Source organism: Streptomyces sp. (assembly GCF_019510245.1).
Taxonomy (GTDB): Bacteria; Actinomycetota; Actinomycetes; order Streptomycetales; family Streptomycetaceae; genus Streptomyces.
Genome location: NZ_JAEKKT010000206.1, coordinates 1 through 16,423 on the forward strand (window position 1 = coordinate 1; position 16,423 = coordinate 16,423).

Here is a 16,423-nt window from a genome sequence, read left to right on the forward strand (position 1 = left end):
CGATGGTCGAGCCGAACAGGTAGAGCCAGTAGGCGAACATGTTCAGCCGCGGGAACGCGACGTCCGGCGCGCCGATCTGCAGCGGCATGATCCAGTTCGTGAAGCCGGCGAACAGCGGCGTCGCGAACATCAGCAGCATGATCGTGCCGTGCATCGTGAAGGCCTGGTTGAACTGCTCGTTCGACATGATCTGCAGACCGGGGCGAGCGAGCTCGGCGCGCATGAGCAGCGCCATCACACCGCCGATCAGGAAGAACGCGAACGACGTGACCAGATAGAGCGTGCCGATGGTCTTGTGGTCGGTGGTGGTGAGCCACTTGATGACCACGTTGCCGGGCTGCTTGCGCCTGACCGGCAGCTCATCTGCGTAAGAGCCTTCAGCTGCCGCGGCACCCTGGGGTTCGTTGAGGATGCTCACAGGTTGTTCGTCTCCCGGTTCTTCTCGTGGCTCGTCTGCGCGATGCCGGCGGGAATGTAACCGGTCTGCCCCTTCTTGACGAGGTCCTTGAGGTGCTGCTGGTAACGCTCGGGGGAGACGACCTTCACGTTGAACAGCATCCGGGAGTGGTCGACGCCGCAGAGCTCGGCGCACTTGCCGAGGAAGGTGCCCTCCTGGTTCGGAGTCACCTGGAACGCGTTGGTGTGGCCCGGGATGACGTCCATCTTCATCAGGAACGGCACCACCCAGAAGGAGTGGATGACGTCACGCGAGGTGAGGACGAAGCGGACGGTCTCACCCTTGGGGAGCCAGAGCGTCGGACCGGGGTTACCGGTCTGCGGGTTCTTCGTGCCCGGCGTACCGACGTCGTAGACACCGCCGGCGTTGGCCGGGAATTCCTTCTTGAACCGGTCCGGGATGGCGGACAGGTTCGCGTCGGTCTTCGCATCGCCGCTGACACCGTCGACGGGCGTGATGTAGTTGAAGCCCCAGCTCCACTGGAAGCCGACGACGTTGACCGTGACGTCCGGCTTCTTGTCGGTGAGGCTGAGCAGCTTCGTCTCGTCGCGCGCCGTGAAGTAGAACAGCACCGAGACGATGATGAGCGGCACCACCGTGTACAGGGCCTCGATCGGCATGTTGTACCGGGTCTGGGCCGGGACCTCGATCTTGGTGCGGCTGCGCCGGTGGAAGATGGCGCTCCAGATGATCAGACCCCACACCAGCACGCCGACGGCGAGCGCGGCGGCCCAGGAACCCTGCCACAGGGAGAGGATCCGCGGAGCCTCTTCCGTGGTCGGGGTGGGCATACCAAGGCGGGGGAAGTCCTTGTATGTGCAACCGGTAGCGGATGCCAGGACCAGGCCCGCGGTCATTGCCTGCAGCAGCTTCCGCCGCATCGGGCGCCGCGGCGAGCGGTCGGAGCCGTTGGGACTCACGTAGCGCCTTCCCGAGAGTCTCGCCCGCGCGGTCGGCTGCGGCCTTCTCGCTGGTCGGTCGCCGCCCTGCGTCGGGCAGGGGTTTGGATGTTTATGCGGACCAAACCCTAGCCGACGCGATTCGGGGGGTCGCGGGGAGGGGGGCATACGCGCCGCCGGTCACTCCTTAAGGGTGGGATTGGGCGCCCAATAGCTCGGGTTGTTGCGGTTTCGTGCGCGCGTGCAGGTGGGTGGGGGCTGGTCGCTCCCCCACTCTCGGCTTCGCTCGAGCGGGGGGACCCCCATCGCGGCGGAGCCGCATATGGGCACAGCCCCGCGCCCCTGAGGTTGGTTGCTCCACCGGCGCTTTACCGTTGCTGTGTGTCCTACTTTGACGCTGCGTCTGCCGCTCCCCTCCATCCTGTGGCTCGTCAGGCCTTGTTGGCCGCACTGGACGACGGGTGGGCTGATCCTGCCCGGTTGTACCGCGAAGGGCGGAAGGCGCGGATGCTGCTGGACGCCGCCCGGGAGGCGGCTGCCGAGGCCGTCGGGTGCCGACCGGACGAGCTGACGTTCACGCCGTCCGGGACCCGGGCCGTACACGCGGGCGTCGCGGGCGCGTTGGCCGGGCGGCGCAGGACCGGACGTCACCTGATCGTGTCAGCCGTCGAACACTCCTCGGTACTCCATTCGGCCGAGGTGTTCGAGGCGGAGGGCGGAGAGGTGACGCAGGTGCCGGTGGAGCGGACCGGCGAGGTGGAGGCCGGCGCCTACGAGGCTGCGCTCCGCCCCGACACCGCGCTCGCCTGCCTCCAGTCGGCCAACCACGAAGTGGGCACCGTGCAGCCGGTGGCCGCCGTCGCCGAGGTGTGCCGGGCGGCCGGGGTGCCGTTGCTGGTGGACGCGGCGCAGTCACTGGGGTGGGAGCGGGTGGCGGGCGACTGGTCGCTGCTGACGGCGAGTGCGCACAAATGGGGCGGGCCGAGCGGGGTCGGGCTGCTGGTCGTGCGCAAGGGGGTGCGGTTCGCCGTCCAAGGGGCCTCGGACGAACGAGAGTCGGGACGGGCACCCGGCTTCGAGAACCTGCCGGCGATCGTCGCGGCGGCCGCCTCGCTGCGGGCCGTACGGGCGGAGGCCGAGCGGGAGGCCCTGCGGCTGCGGGAGCTGACGGCACGGATCCGGGTGCGGGTACCGGAGTTGGTGCCGGACGTGGAGGTGGTGGGGGACGCCGAGCGGCGGCTGCCCGGGATCGTCACCTTCTCCTGCCTCTATGTCGATGGAGAGACATTGCTGCACGAGCTGGACCGTGAGGGCTTCTCGGTGTCTTCGGGGTCGTCCTGCACGAGCAGCACGCTGACGCCGAGCCATGTGCTCAAGGCGATGGGTGTGCTGAGCGAGGGGAACGTGCGGGTGTCGTTGCCGGCGGGGGCGGCGGAGGCGGACGTCGACCGTTTCCTCGAGGTGCTGCCGGGGGTGGTGGCGGGGGTGCGGGAGAAGCTGGGGGCGCCGGTGCCGGTGACGGCCGTGCCGCAGACCGAGGAGGTACTGGTCGACTCACTGGGCAAGCGCTGCCCGATCCCGGTCATCGAACTGGCGAAGGTCATCGGCACCGTGCCGGTGGGCGGCAGGGTGCGAGTCCTGTCCGACGACGAGGCGGCACGGCTGGACATCCCGGCGTGGTGCGAGATGCGGGGCCAGGAGTACGTCGGCGAGGAGCCGGCGGCACGGGGAAGGGCCTACCTGGTACGCCGGACGACCTGATCGCCCCTTTTCAGGGGCGCTGGGGGCACCCCCGGCCGGAGGCGGGGGGAGGAACTGCGCGACCAGCCCCCACGCACCCGCACCCGCACCCGGCGCCGTCAGACCAGGTACCCGCGAACCTCTTCCGCCGCCTCGTCCCCGTACGCCTTGGTGAACCGCTCCATGAAGTGCCCCCGGCGCAGCTGGTACTCCTGCGTCCCCACCGTCTCGATGACGAGGGTCGCGAGCATGCAGCCCACCTGTGCCGCCCGCTCCAGCGAGACCCCCCACGCCAGCCCCGAGAGGAACCCGGCGCGGAACGCGTCGCCGACGCCCGTCGGGTCGGCCTTGCGCTCCTCGTCGGGGCAGCCGACCTCGATGGTCTCCTCGCCGGCCCGCTCGATCCGCACCCCGCGCGCGCCGAGCGTCGTCACCCGGTGGCCGACCTTCGCGAGGATCTCCTCGTCGCTCCAGCCGGTCTTCGTCTCGATGAGCCCCTTCTCGTACTCGTTGGAGAAGAGGTACGTCGCGCCCTCCAGCAGTATCCGGATCTCGTCGCCGTTCATCCGGGCGATCTGCTGGGAGAAGTCGGCGGCGAAGGGGATCGCCCGGACCCGGCACTCCTCCGTGTGGCGGAGCATGCCCTCCGGGTCGTCCGCGCCGATGAGGACCAGGTCGAGTCCGCCGACCCGGTCGGCGACCGTCTTGAGCTCGATCAGGCGGGCCTCGCTCATCGCGCCCGTGTAGAAGGAGCCGATCTGGTTGTGGTCGGCGTCGGTCGTGCACACGAAACGCGCGGTGTGCAGGGTCTCGGAGATACGGACGGAGTCCGTGTCGACGCCGTGCCGGTCGAGCCACGCCCGGTACTCGTCGAAGTCGAAGCCCGCCGCGCCGACCAGGATCGGCCGGGTGCCGAGCTGTCCCATGCCGAACGCGATGTTCGCGCCGACGCCGCCCCGCCGTACGTCCAGGTTGTCGACCAGGAAGGACAGCGAGACCGTGTGCAGCTGGTCCGCGACCAGCTGGTCGGCGAAGCGGCCGGGGAAGGTCATGAGGTGGTCGGTGGCGATGGAGCCGGTGACTGCGATGCGCACGGCTGGGACTCTCCTGAGGAAAAAGAAGGGGCGCGCGAGAGCGCTCGTTGGCAGGGCGGTGGCGGGCGACGGGCGGGCGTGATTGACAGTTAACGCTACCGGGTCGTCATGGGCACTCTGAAGGTGCCAAAACTACCCGATAGTAGATCTTTCTTCGCGGCGCTCGGCGTGCTTACGGTTCCGTCATGACGAACCTCAAGGTCCACTCCCCCGCTCCGGCCGACCTCGACGGCGACCTCGCGTCGCTGCGCGGGGACTGCGCCCGGATGGCTCCGCACTGGGTGGTTCCCGATCACAGCGATGCCCGCCCGGTGCCGCCGTCACTCATCCACGGGGTGACCGTGCCGAAGAAGTCCGCCAGACTCCTGGACGCGATGTCCGACTACGGCGACTGAGTTCCGCCCCGGCGCGTTCCCAGGGAACCGCGCGCTCCCCTCCCGCGTCCCATCGCCGTCCCCCGTGAAGGGGAGGCGGGATACGACACGGCGAGGAGCGATGCGGTGAAGAGCGAGCGACCCGAGAACGACGACGACGCGGCCGCGGGCGGCACCGGGGAGCCCCCCGAGGCCCGGCAGGCCACGGGGTCGCCGAAGGCTGCGGAGGCCGGGGTGGCCGCCGACGCCGATACTGACGCCGGTACCGAAGCGCAGGCCACCGCGGAGTCCGCCGAGGGCGCCGTAGAAGCCGAGGGCGCCGTAGAAGAGGTTCCGGAGCCCGAGGAGGCCCCCGCACCGGAGATGCCCCCGGCCGCCGAGTCCGCCGCCGAGACCGCGGAACCCCCCGCCGAGCCGGAAGCGGCCGCGCTTTCCGACGCCCCCGACGCCGCCGGCGTCCCTGAGGCTCCCGGGACACCCGTGGCCGAAGCCGGTGCCGAAGCCGGTGCCGAAGCCGGTCCCGAGGCCGACGACCTCGCCCCCCGCCGCCGCTCCCCCGCCCTCGTCATCGCCTCCGTGGCCGCCGCCGTCCTCCTGGTCGGCGGAGGTGGTGCCTACCTCGCCGCGAACACGGGCTCCGGCTCCGGCTCCGGTACCACCACCGGCGCGTCCGGCGGTGCCACTCCCCCGCCCCTCGCCCTGGACGGCTACTCCGCCGGCGGCAACGGCATAGCCCCGGGCGAGCCCAATCCCTACGGCGTGACGTACAAGGCGAGCGGTACGCTCCCCGCCGGCCCCGGCTCGGCCACCGTGTACCAGCCCTCCGGCCAGGTCTCCGAGGACCGGGTCGCCGCGCTGGCGAAGGCGCTCGGGATCGAGGGGAGCCCGGTGGCCGAGGGCCAGGTCTGGAAGGTGGGCACCGACAACGACGGCTCGGGCGGGAGTCTCCAGGTGAACCGGGCCGCCCCGGGCATCTGGACGTACAGCCGCTACGCCCCGGGCACCGACAACTGCAAGAGCGGCCTGGTGTGCGCGCAGGACCCGATGGCGCCGGCCGGTGACCCGGTGAGCGTCGGTGCCGCGGAGAAGGCGGCGGCCCCGGTGCTGAAGGCGCTCGGCCAGGACACCGCGAAGCTCGACGCGAGCCAGGTCATGGGCGCCCAGCGGGTGGTGAACGCGAATCCGGTGGTCGGCGGGCTGCCGACGTACGGCTGGACGACCGGGCTGACCGTGAGCAAGCAGGGCGAGGTGGTCGGCGGCAACGGGATGCTCGCGGCGCCGGCGAAGGGCGACACGTATCCGGTGCTGAGCGCCACGAAGACGCTGGACCTGATGAACGCGGCGCCGCGCTCCGGCCACCGGATGGGCATCGGCGGCTGCGCCAGTTCCGTACCGCTGAAGGACCGGCTGGAGCAGCCGTGCGCCGCGTCGACGCCGTCCGCGTCGTCCGCCGCGATCGAGAAGGCGGTGTTCGGGCTAGCCGCGCAGTCCGTCGCCGGGCGGCAGGCGCTGGTGCCGTCCTGGCTGTTCACGGTGCGGGGGGCGGCGGACTCGTACACCGTGACCTATCCGGCGGTGGACCCGAAGTACCTGGCCTCCTCCTCGACGTCGGCGCCGGCCCCCTCGGCGAGCGCGAGTGCGAGCGCCTCTGCGGGGAGCACGAAGGACGTGAAGGTGGACGGGTACACGACCGACGACCGCGAGCTGGTCGTCGCGTTCACCGGCGGGGTGTGCGCCGACTACAAGGTGACGGCGCAGGAGAGCCCGGAGCAGGTGGTGGTGAAGGTGACCGCGACGCCCTGGCCGGACAAGATCTGCGTGCTGATCGCCAAGCAGTACCACCAGGCGGTGCGCCTGGACGCGCCGCTGGACGGCCGGAAGGTGGTCGGCACGGACGGCAGGGCCGTCCCGAAGGAGAAGGCGACGACGCTGAGCCCGCAGCTGGGCTGAGCGGGTACACGAAGGCGGCGGCCCCTCGTGGTGAGGGGCCGCCGCCTTCCTGCTGTGCCCTTCGGCTCAGCTGAAGGAGTCGCCGCAGGCGCAGGACCCGGTCGCGTTCGGGTTGTCGATCGTGAAGCCCTGCTTCTCGATGGTGTCGACGAAGTCGATCGACGCGCCGCCCAGGTACGGGGCGCTCATGCGGTCGGTGACCACCTTGACGCCGCCGAAGTCCTTGACGACGTCGCCGTCGAGGGAACGCTCGTCGAAGAAGAGCTGGTAGCGCAGGCCGGAGCAGCCACCGGGCTGGACGGCGACGCGCAGGGCGAGGTCGTCACGGCCTTCCTGGTCGAGCAGGGCCTTGACCTTGGCCGCGGCGGCGTCGCTCAGGATGATGCCGTCGGTGGCGGTGCTGGTCTCGTCCGATACGGACATCTACATCTCTCCCGGGTTGTACGGAGACTGCTTGCCGACGAGTGCAACCGGCGGGTCCGCTGATTCATTCCGGGCCGGCGTGCGCGTTCTCGCGTTTTTCCTACCTCTTCATGCTCGCACATGCCCGAAGTGACGGACAGCAGTCGCGGTTGCCACCCACGGCGACCTGCACACAGGCCGACCACCCGGCGTCCACCCGCCGGCCGCCCTCCCGTTCGGCGCCGGGATTGATGTCACATCGACGCTATGGCCATCGTCAAAGTGACGTGAAGCAGTTATGATAGATAACGTCAGAACGACGAAAAGTAGAAAGGGTGCGTGCCGTGACCACCGCCCAGACCACCGAGCTCGACGTACAGCCGACTCCGCTCGCCCTGCTGCTGCTCGGCCGTGAGGCCGACCCGAAGAGTGAGCGGGGCGTCGAGTGTCCCGGCGACCTGCCCTCGCCGTCCGACCCGGACCTGGTCGCGCGCGCCCGCGCGGCCAAGGAGAAGCTCGGTGACAAGGTCTTCGTGCTCGGCCATCACTACCAGCGCGACGAGGTCATCCAGTTCGCCGACGTCACGGGCGACTCCTTCAAGCTGGCCCGGGACGCCGCCGCCCGCCCGGAGGCCGAGTACATCGTGTTCTGCGGTGTGCACTTCATGGCCGAGTCCGCCGACATCCTGACCTCGGACGACCAGAAGGTGGTCCTCCCCGACCTCGCGGCGGGTTGCTCCATGGCCGACATGGCCACGGCCGAGCAGGTCGCCGAGTGCTGGGACGTGCTGACCGAGGCCGGGATAGCCGAGCAGGTGGTCCCCGTCTCGTACATGAACTCGTCCGCGGACATCAAGGCGTTCACGGGCAAGCACGGCGGCACCATCTGCACCTCGTCCAACGCGCGGCGCGCGCTGGAGTGGGCCTTCGAGCAGGGCGAGAAGGTGCTCTTCCTGCCCGACCAGCACCTGGGCCGCAACACCGCCGTCCGGGACATGGGCATGTCCCTGGACGACTGCGTGGTCTACAACCCGCACAAGCCGAACGGCGGCCTCACCGCCGACCAGTTGCGCGACGCGAAGATGATCCTGTGGCGCGGCCACTGCTCGGTGCACGGCCGTTTCTCGCTGGACTCGGTCAACGACGTCCGCGAGCGCATCCCGGGCGTCAACGTCCTCGTCCACCCGGAGTGCCGGCACGAGGTCGTGGCGGCGGCGGACCACGTCGGCTCGACCGAGTACATCATCAAGGCCCTGGAGGCCGCGCCGGCCGGCTCCAAGTGGGCCATCGGCACCGAGCTGAACCTGGTCCGCCGCCTCGCGAACCGCTTCGCTCCGGAGGGCAAGGAGATCGTCTTCCTCGACAAGACCGTCTGCTTCTGCTCCACCATGAACCGCATCGACCTCCCCCACCTTGTCTGGACCCTGGAGTCGCTGGCCGAGGGCAACCTGGTCAACCGGATCGAGGTCGACAAGGAGACCGAGGCGTTCGCCAAGCTGGCCCTGGAGCGGATGCTGGCGCTGCCGTAGCCGTACCCGTACGACCCGTGCGTCACCCCGAGCCGGACCTCCGCTCGGGGTGTGCCGGGTCGAGGCTGAAGAGGGTGCCGTCAGGGGTCATGACGGTCACCGCGCCCCCGTCGAGGAGTGCCTTGGGATCGGACGCGTCGCCCGTCGAGGCCGTGCCGACGCGAGGGGACGTCTGCCACAGGAGGGTGCCCTTGCGGGTGTCCAGGGCTGCCACCCGGCCGCTGGGACTGGCCAGGTAGAGGGTGTGGGTGCGGGAGTCGTACGTCGGGGAGCCGGAGTTCTCCACACTGGTGCGGGTGTGCCAGAGCTCCTTGCCGGTCAGCGGGGACACCGCCGCCACCTCGCCGTTCGCGCCCGTGATCCACAGGGTGTCCGCGGCGAGCGTCACCGAGCCCTCGTAGGTCTTCGCGAGCTTCGTCGTCGTCCGGCCGCCGGTCGTCGGGTCCGTCAGGAGGATCTTGGCGAACCTGGAGTCCTGGAGGGACGTCGAGCCGCTCTCCTCGTCGGCCAGGACCATCGCCGGACGGCCGTCGACGATGCCGAGGAAGCCGCTCTCGAAGGGGACCTGCCGACGCGCGAGGACCGTTCCGTCGGCGTGGTCCAACCGCAGGAGCGAGGAGTACTCGGCGTCCTGCTCGGTGGGGAAGCACTGCGCGTACAGGTCGGTTTTGGCCGGCAGGAACGTGCAGTAGCTGCGGGCCGGAAGTGTCATGGCCCAGCGCGCCTCGCCCGTGCGCGGGGAGCGGGCCGTCACCGTCCGGCCGTCGCGCTCGGCGGTCAGCACCAGGTCCCCGGCCATGATCAGGTCGACGTTCTCGTCGTTGACCTTGCGGATCCACAGCTGCGAGCCGCTCGTCGCGTCGAGGGCGACGACGAAGGTCGGGTTGGTCTCGGCACCTGTCTCGGTGATCGTCTCGCGGACGAGCACGGTGCCGTCGTGCACCCCGAGGACCCAGGAGTCGTACCGGCTGGCGTCGTCGCCCGGCGCCGCGAGCGCGGCACGCCAGAGGGTCCTGCCGGTCCGGCCGTCCAGCCGGACCGGCAGGACGCCGTGGCCTCCGCAGTAGACGCCGTCGCCCTGGCTCAGGCAGTCCGACTGGCCTTCCGCCGGCGTGCCGAGCGCCTTGACCTCGCCCTGGTCCGCCGGCTTGTACACCGTCGTCTGCCAGGGCTGCCAGCCGGCGGGCACCGCGGCCCAGCGGGAGGCCGAGGAGGAGCTCGCCGTCCGGGGGCCGTCCGCGAAACCCGGTCCGACCGGGAGGTACCACTGCAGCCCCAGCGTCAGCGCGCCCACCGTGCCGACCGCCGCCCAGAGGGCACGGCGGCCCCGGACCCGGTCCCGGACCAGGCTCCCGATCCGGCGGCGGCCCGAACCGGTGCCGGTCGCCCGGTCGGGGCCGGCCCCCGGACCGGGCGTCGCGTCGGCCGGCACGGTGCCGGGGTCCAGGGACCGGGCGGACGGCAGCCACAGGGACATCGTCTCCGGGTCGCCGGGGTCCGGCTCCGGCAGGGCCGCCGCGAACTCCCTTGAAAGCTCGTCGAGTCCGGGCCGGTCGGCGGGGTCCTTGGCCAGGCAGCGTTCCAGGACCGCGCGCAGCGGGCCGGTCACGCCGTCCAGCACGGGTTCGTTGTGGACCACCCGGTAGCCGGTCAGGTAGGGACTGTCGGCGTCGAAGGGGCCGCGTCCGGTGACGCAGTAGACCAGCAGAGCGCCGAGCGAGAAGACGTCGGAGGCGGGGCCGACCGTACGGGCGTCGGTGAACTGCTCCGGGGACATGAACGGCGGGGTGCCGACCATCTGCCCGGTCTCCGTGAGGGTGTTGTGGTTCTCGGCCGCGCGGGAGATGCCGAAGTCGATGACGCGCGGGCCGTCCCCGGCCATCAGGACGTTGGCCGGCTTCAGGTCGCGGTGCACCATCCCGGCCCGGTGGATGTCCCGCAGCGCCTCCACCAGGCCGAGGGCCAGCGGGCGCAACTCGGCCACGCGGAGGGCGCCGTGGGCGCGGATGCGGGCGGCGAGGGACTGGCCGGGTACGTACTGGGTGGCCATCCAGGGCGCCCGGGCGTCCGGATCGGCGTCCAGGACGGGGGCGGTGAAGGCACCGCTGACCCGGCGGGCGGCCTCGATCTCCTGCCGGAACCGGGCGCGGAAGACGGGGTCCTCGGCGTACTGGGCGTGCACCACCTTGACGGCGACCTCGCGCCCGGAACGCGACCGGCCCCGGTAGACGATGCCCATGCCGCCGGCCCCCAGCCGGTCGACCAGCCTGTAGCCGCCCAGGGACCGTGGATCGTCCTTGTGCAGCGGCATACGTCGACTCCCCTTCCACGACCGGCAGTTCGCGGCGCCAGCATACGGAACCCCGGCGACGGACGACCGATGGCCCGGTCGGCGCCCGGGACCGCACCGACGACCGGACCGCCGGTGCGGGGGGCCAAGGTCCGGGGTCGGCGGCGGGGGCCGGTGCCGACGACGGAACCACCGATGCGGGGGGGGCGGCCAAGGTCCAGGGTCGGTGACGGGGGCCGGTGCCGGGGCCGACGACCGAACCATCGATGCACAGGGCTGGCCGCCAACGCCCCGGACCGCCGGCCGGACCGCCGGTGTGCGGGGTTGCGGCCGAGGTCCGGGGGCGGTGGCAGGGGTCGTGGGGCGGGCGTTCGGGGGCGGTCGCCGGTTCCCGGAGGGCGGGAACCGGCGGCCGGGCCGTCACAGGGCCGCGGGCTCCGGTGCCTCGGTCGCCGGGGTGGCATCCGCGGGCGGCAGGCCCTTCTTCGCCGCCCGCTTCCCGGCCCGGCGCTCCTTGCGGAGTTCGACCATCGCGTAGAGCGTCGGCACGAGCAGCAGCGTGAGCAGGGTGGAGGTGATCAGACCGCCGATCACGACCACCGCCGGCGGCTGCGCGATGAAGCCGCCCTCGCCGGTGACGCCCAGCGCCATCGGGAGCAGGGCGAAGATCATCGCCAGGGCCGTCATGAGGATGGGCCGGAGACGGTGGCGGCCGCCCTCGACGACGGCCTCGACGACGCCGTACCCCTGGCTCCGGTACTGGTCGACGAGGTCGATCAGGACGATCGTGTTGGTCACCACGATGCCGATCAGCATCAGCATGCCGATCATCGCGGGGACGCCCATCGGGGTGCCGGTGACGATCAGCAGGCCGAGCGGCCGGTCGCCGCGAACGGGATGGAGACCAGCAGGATCAGCGGCTGGACCAGCGACCGGAAGGTCTCGACCAGCAGCATGAAGACGATCGCGATCGCCGCGAGCATCGCCAGGCCCAGGTTCCTGAACGCGCTGTCCTGGTCCGAGGTGACCCCGCCGATCGAGGCCGTGGCGCCCGCCGGCAGCTTCAACGCCTTGATCTCGGACTGGAGTTGGGCGCTGACCGCGCCGGTGTTGTCTCCGGTGGGCTTGGCGGTGACGGTCGCGGCGCGCCGGCCGTCGAGCCGGGTCAACGACACCGGCGCGTCCACCAGCTTCACGGTGGCGATGTCGCCGAGCCTCACCGGGCCCAGCTTGAGCGCGCGCAGTTGCGCCAGGGCCTCGGCGGGCTCGGCGGACTTCACGACGACGTCCCGCTCGGTGTCGTCGAGGGTCGCCTTCGCGGCCGTGGTGCCCTTCACCGCCTGGGTGACGGCGGCGCCCGGCGTCTGGTCGTCGAACCCGGCGGCCGCGGCCCTGGAGTTGGCCTTCACCGAGATGCGCGGCACGCTCGGGTGGGCTTCGGTGGCTTCGGTGGCTTCGGCGAGCTGCTGCGCGCGGTCGATGAGCGGCGTATGCGCTGCCCAGGGGGCACCTGTGGGCGCCCACCGCACCACTCTCACCCATGCGCGGACCTGCTCGTGCAGCCCCTGGGTGCCGTTCCCTTGTCCGGCTCCTACTCCGCCCGCAGTACGCCCGGGTGGAGATCAGTCCGTCCGCGGGCGGACCAGCCCCGACTCGTACGCGATCACCACGAGCTGGGCCCGGTCCCGCGCGCCCAGCTTGGCCATGGCCCGGTTGACGTGCGTCTTCACGGTCAGCGGACTGACCTCCAGGCGTTCGGCGATCTCGTCGTTGGAGTGCCCTCCGGCGACCTGGACCAGGACCTCGCGCTCCCGTGAGGTGAGCGCGTCCAGCCGCTCGCTGCGGGCCGGGTCGCGGCCGTCGTCGCCGAGGTCGCCCTGGGCGAGGAAGCGTGCGATCAGGCCCTTGGTAGCCGTCGGGGAGAGCAGCGCCTCGCCGCCGGCGGCGAGGCGGATGGCGCTGAGCAGTTCCTCCGGTTCGCTGCCCTTGCCGAGGAAGCCGGAGGCGCCCGCGCGCAGCGCCTGGACCACGTAGTCGTCCACCTCGAAGGTCGTGAGGATCACCACGCGGACGTGCGCGAGGGAGGGGTCGGCGCTGATCAGTCGGGTGGCGGCCAGTCCGTCCGTGCCCGGCATCCGGATGTCCATCAGGACCACGTCGGCCTCGCGCTCCCTGGTCAGCGCCACCGCCTCGGCGCCGTCGGAGGCCTCGCCGACCACCTCCATGTCGGGCTCGGAGTCGACGAGCACCCGGAACGCGCTGCGCAGCAGTGCCTGGTCGTCGGCGAGCAGGACACGGATGGTCATACGGAATCCCCCAGGGCGGCCGTGCGGTTCCTGACACGGCCGTGCGTACGGTCGCTCGTACGGTCGTCGGTGTCGGTCTTGACCGGCAGGATCGCATGGACGCGGAAGCCGCCGCCGTAGCGGGGGCCGGTGGTGAGGGTGCCGCGCAGGGCGGTGACGCGCTCCCGCATGCCGAGCAGGCCGTGGCCGCCGCCCTCCTCGGGGGCGGTGTCCTCGCCGGAGCCGTCGTCGAGGACGGTGACCTCGATGTGCGGTCCGACCCGTACGACGCTGACCTCGGCCTTGGCGTGGGGTCCCGCGTGCTTCTGCACGTTGGTCAGGGCCTCCTGGATGATCCGGTAGGCGGCCAGGTCGACGGCGGCCGGCAGGGTGGTGCCCTGGTCGGCGCGGGCGACCTCGACCTGGAGGCCCGCGTTGCGGAAGGTGTCGGCGAGCTCGTCGAGGAGGTGCAGGCCGGGGGCGGGCTCGGTCGGCGCCTCGGGGTCGCCGGACTGGCGGAGCAGGCCGACGGTGGCACGCAGTTCGTTCAGCGCGGAGCGGCTGGCCTCGCGGACGTGACCGAGCGCCTCCTTGGCCTGGTCGGGCCGCTTGTCCATGACGTGCGCGGCGACTCCCGCCTGCACGTTGACCAGGGCGATGTGGTGGGCGACGACGTCGTGCAGGTCACGGGCGATGCGCAGGCGCTCCTCGGCGACCCGGCGGCGGGCCTCCTCCTCGCGGGTCCGCTCGGCGCGCTCGGCACGCTCGCGGATGGCCTGGACGACCGCGCGCCGGCTGCGGACGGCGTCCCCGGCGGTGGCGCCGATACCGGTCCAGGCGAAGATCGCGAGGTTCTCCTGGGCGTACCAGGGCAGGGGGCCGGCGACCATCGCGGCGGTGGTCAGCACGGTCATGGTGAGCAGGCCGGCTCGCAGGGTGGTGCGGCGGTCGGTGGTGGCGGCGACGGTGAACAGGGCGATCACGGCCGCCATCGCGACGGGGGCGCGGGGGTCGCCGGTGACGCCCTCCACGACGGAGGCGGCGCCGGTGACGGCCAGGACCGTCTTCGGGGCGTGCCGGCGGAAGACCAGGGCCGCGGCGGCGAGCGTCATCAGCAGCAGGCTGAGGGGGTCCGGGGTGCGGATGCCCCAGGCGACACCCTGCGTGCCGTGCGGGGCGGCGAAAGAGCTCACGACCATGCAGACGAGGGCGCCTGCGGCGATGACCGCGTCCACGGCGAGTGGGTGGGCGCCGGCTCTGCAGCGGGCTCTTTCGAGAGTGCTCACGCTCTGAACAGTACGGCTGGTTCGTGCGGGCCGGAACCGTCCGTTCGGCCCGCTGCGGGCACCGCCGGGTTCCCCACCCGCCGCCCGACTCGGTCGGCTGAAGAGCTCAGGTCCGGGCGCCGGGTCAGCCCGGAATGAGCCCGTCGTCCCGCAGCAGTGCCCGGACCTCCTCCAGGGTCGCGTCCGGGGACGGGAGGATCAGGTCCGAGGGTTCCAGGGCGTCGTCCGGGAGCGGAGTGCCCAGCTCCCGGACCTTGTCCAGGAGGGCGGTCAGGGTGCGGCGGAAGGCTGCCTCGTCGCCGGACTCCGTCTCCGCGAGGAGCTCGTCGTCCAGCTTGTTCAGCTCGGTGAGGTGGCTGTCGGCCAGCCTCACCTGGCCCTCCCCCATGATCCTCACGACCATGTCGGCCATGTCGCCCTCCAGGCGTCGGCTACTGCTTGTCGAAGCGCGGGGTGTCCTGCGGCTGCTGCGACTGGCCGCCCTGGCCGGTGCCGCCCTCGATCGCCTGCTGGGGCGATCCTCCGGCGAGCTCGGCCTTCATGCGCTGCAGTTCCAGCTCCACATCCGTACCACCGGAGAGGCGGTCCAGCTCGGCGGCGATGTCGTCCTTGGCGGTGCCGGTCGGGTCGTCGAGGGCTCCGGAGGCGAGGAGCTCGTCGATGGCGCCGGCGCGGGCCTGGAGCTGCTGCGTCTTGTCCTCGGCGCGCTGGATGGCGAGGCCGACGTCACCCATCTCCTCGGAGATGCCGGTGAAGGCCTCGCCGATGCGGGTCTGGGCCTGGGCGGCGGTGTAGGTGGCCTTGATGGTCTCCTTCTTGGTGCGGAAGGCGTCCACCTTGGCCTGGAGGCGCTGGGCCGCGAGGGTGAGCTTCTCCTCCTCGCCCTGGAGGGTGGCGTGCTGGGTCTCCAGGTCGGTCACCTGCTGCTGGAGGGCGGCACGGCGGGAGAGCGCCTCGCGGGCGAGGTCCTCGCGGCCGAGCGCGAGCGCCTTGCGGCCCTGGTCCTCCAGCTTGGTGGACTGCTGCTGGAGCTGGTTCAGCTGGAGTTCGAGCCGCTTGCGGCTGGTCGCCACGTCGGCGACGCCGCGGCGGACCTTCTGCAGCAGCTCGAGCTGCTTCTGGTACGAGTAGTCGAGGGTCTCGCGCGGGTCCTCGGCCCTGTCCAGGGCCTTGTTCGCCTTCGCGCGGAAGATCATCCCCATACGCTTCATGACACCGCTCATGGGCTTCGCGCGCCCCCTTCTGACGGACTCCAGCTCACAGATCCTGCGACAGAACCCACAGTACGGGCCCTGCCTCCATTACCGCACTGTTCGGGGACCGATGCGCTCATCCCCAAGGACGACTACCGTCCGCTCCGCTCCGGCACAGGTAGGAGAGGGTCCCCCTGAGCGAAGCGTCTGCAACGTCCCCTCTGTCCCCCATGGAGACGACTGGCGTTGCGGGATCGTTCCCCGCCGGACTAGGGCCCACACCCCGTGACCCCGTAGGCTTGGGTTTTGTGTTCCGTAGCCGTGCCAAGGATGAGAAGGCCCCCGCCGACAAGGCGGTCGTGACCGACTCCAAGCAGACCCGTGACCCGCAGGCCCCCAAGGGCAGGCCCACGCCCAAGCGCAGTGAGGCCCAGTCCCAGCGGCGCAGCGTGGCCAACACGCCGACGACGCGCAAGGACGCCGCCAAGCGTCAGCGCGACGACCGGCGCGCCGCCATGGAGCGGCAGCGCCAGGCGCTGGCCACCGGTGACGAGCGGTACCTGCCGGCCCGTGACAAGGGTCCGGTCCGCAGGTTCGCCCGTGACTGGGTCGACTCGCGTTTCAACGTGGCGGAGTTCTTCCTGCCGCTGGCCGTGGTCATCCTGGTCATGAGCGTGGTCAACAACACGGCGATCAAGAACATCGCGCTGCTGCTCTGGCTGGTCGTGATCGTGCTGATCGTGCTCGACGCGGTGATCAGCGGGCTGCGGCTGCGCAAGCGCCTCGCCGAGCGCTTCCCCGACCAGAACAAGAAGGGCGCCGTCGCCTACGCCCTGATGCGCTCCCTCCAGATGCGCCGGCTCCGGCTGCCCAAGCCGCAGGTCAAGCGCGGAGAGCGGCCCTGAGCGCAGAGCCGTTCTCCGG

At 71.5% G+C, this 16,423-nt stretch carries 14 protein-coding genes and 1 pseudogene; 5 read left to right on the forward strand and 10 right to left on the reverse strand.

Annotated features, from left to right (window positions below; all coding sequences use genetic code 11):
* A partial coding sequence (locus JF597_RS41535) for a cbb3-type cytochrome c oxidase subunit I (RefSeq protein WP_294008901.1) occupies positions 1 to 418 on the reverse strand: 418 nt, incomplete at its 3' end.
* Entirely contained in the window at positions 415 to 1,377 is a 963-nt protein-coding gene (coxB, locus tag JF597_RS41540; protein ID WP_294008903.1) for a cytochrome c oxidase subunit II, read from the reverse strand. The genes coxB and JF597_RS41535, both read right to left, overlap by 4 nt.
* 360 nt (positions 1,378 to 1,737) lie before the next feature.
* Between coxB and JF597_RS41545 the strand changes: the two genes are divergently transcribed.
* Complete coding sequence (locus tag JF597_RS41545) at positions 1,738 to 3,117, forward strand: cysteine desulfurase/sulfurtransferase TusA family protein (RefSeq protein ID WP_294008905.1); 1,380 nt, start codon at positions 1,738 to 1,740, stop codon at positions 3,115 to 3,117.
* A gap of 98 nt (positions 3,118 to 3,215) precedes the next feature.
* Here the strand turns inward: JF597_RS41545 and JF597_RS41550 are convergent, their stop codons facing one another.
* Positions 3,216 to 4,190 (reverse strand): carbohydrate kinase family protein, encoded by a 975-nt coding sequence (locus JF597_RS41550; RefSeq protein ID WP_294008907.1) that lies wholly within the window; start codon positions 4,188 to 4,190, stop codon positions 3,216 to 3,218.
* Positions 4,191 to 4,375: 185 nt separating this feature from the next.
* Between JF597_RS41550 and JF597_RS41555 the strand changes: the two genes are divergently transcribed.
* Both JF597_RS41555 and JF597_RS41560 read left to right on the forward strand, forming a co-directional pair.
* Positions 4,376 to 4,585 carry a hypothetical protein gene (locus tag JF597_RS41555; RefSeq protein ID WP_294008909.1) on the forward strand — a complete coding sequence of 70 codons (210 nt, stop codon included), beginning with the start codon at positions 4,376 to 4,378 and terminating at the stop codon, positions 4,583 to 4,585.
* Between the two features lie 105 nt (positions 4,586 to 4,690).
* Positions 4,691 to 6,514, forward strand: a complete 1,824-nt coding sequence (locus tag JF597_RS41560) for a hypothetical protein (RefSeq protein WP_294008911.1) — start codon at positions 4,691 to 4,693, stop codon at positions 6,512 to 6,514.
* 66 nt (positions 6,515 to 6,580) lie between these two features.
* Here the strand turns inward: JF597_RS41560 and JF597_RS41565 are convergent, their stop codons facing one another.
* A complete protein-coding gene (locus JF597_RS41565) occupies positions 6,581 to 6,937 on the reverse strand; it encodes an iron-sulfur cluster assembly accessory protein (protein WP_030951236.1) in 357 nt (118 codons plus the stop codon).
* 323 nt (positions 6,938 to 7,260) lie between these two features.
* On the opposite strand from JF597_RS41565, the gene nadA reads away from it, so the two are divergent.
* Positions 7,261 to 8,445 (forward strand): quinolinate synthase NadA, encoded by a 1,185-nt coding sequence (gene nadA, locus JF597_RS41570; protein ID WP_294008920.1) that lies wholly within the window; start codon positions 7,261 to 7,263, stop codon positions 8,443 to 8,445.
* 22 nt (positions 8,446 to 8,467) lie between these two features.
* Here the strand turns inward: nadA and JF597_RS41575 are convergent, their stop codons facing one another.
* The 6 genes and pseudogenes from JF597_RS41575 to JF597_RS41600 form a co-directional block, all read right to left on the reverse strand.
* Positions 8,468 to 10,756 carry a PQQ-binding-like beta-propeller repeat protein gene (locus JF597_RS41575; RefSeq protein ID WP_294008922.1) on the reverse strand — a complete coding sequence of 763 codons (2,289 nt, stop codon included), beginning with the start codon at positions 10,754 to 10,756 and terminating at the stop codon, positions 8,468 to 8,470.
* A gap of 399 nt (positions 10,757 to 11,155) precedes the next feature.
* Positions 11,156 to 12,162, reverse strand: a pseudogene (locus JF597_RS41580) (efflux RND transporter permease subunit); the annotation flags it as partial.
* A gap of 195 nt (positions 12,163 to 12,357) precedes the next feature.
* Positions 12,358 to 13,041, reverse strand: a complete 684-nt coding sequence (locus JF597_RS41585; protein ID WP_294008924.1) for a response regulator transcription factor — start codon at positions 13,039 to 13,041, stop codon at positions 12,358 to 12,360.
* Positions 13,038 to 14,306: a histidine kinase gene (locus JF597_RS41590; protein ID WP_294008926.1), complete on the reverse strand. Its 1,269-nt coding sequence runs from the start codon at positions 14,304 to 14,306 to the stop codon at positions 13,038 to 13,040. Before JF597_RS41590 ends, JF597_RS41585 begins: the two co-directional genes overlap by 4 nt.
* A gap of 124 nt (positions 14,307 to 14,430) precedes the next feature.
* Positions 14,431 to 14,709 carry a hypothetical protein gene (locus JF597_RS41595; RefSeq protein ID WP_294008958.1) on the reverse strand — a complete coding sequence of 93 codons (279 nt, stop codon included), beginning with the start codon at positions 14,707 to 14,709 and terminating at the stop codon, positions 14,431 to 14,433.
* Between the two features lie 28 nt (positions 14,710 to 14,737).
* On the reverse strand, positions 14,738 to 15,529 hold the full coding sequence (locus JF597_RS41600) for a PspA/IM30 family protein (RefSeq protein ID WP_294008928.1): 792 nt from the start codon (positions 15,527 to 15,529) through the stop codon (positions 14,738 to 14,740).
* Between the two features lie 200 nt (positions 15,530 to 15,729).
* Between JF597_RS41600 and JF597_RS41605 the strand changes: the two genes are divergently transcribed.
* Positions 15,730 to 16,404: a DUF3043 domain-containing protein gene (locus tag JF597_RS41605; RefSeq protein ID WP_294008930.1), complete on the forward strand. Its 675-nt coding sequence runs from the start codon at positions 15,730 to 15,732 to the stop codon at positions 16,402 to 16,404.
* The last annotated feature ends 19 nt before the right edge of the window (positions 16,405 to 16,423 follow it).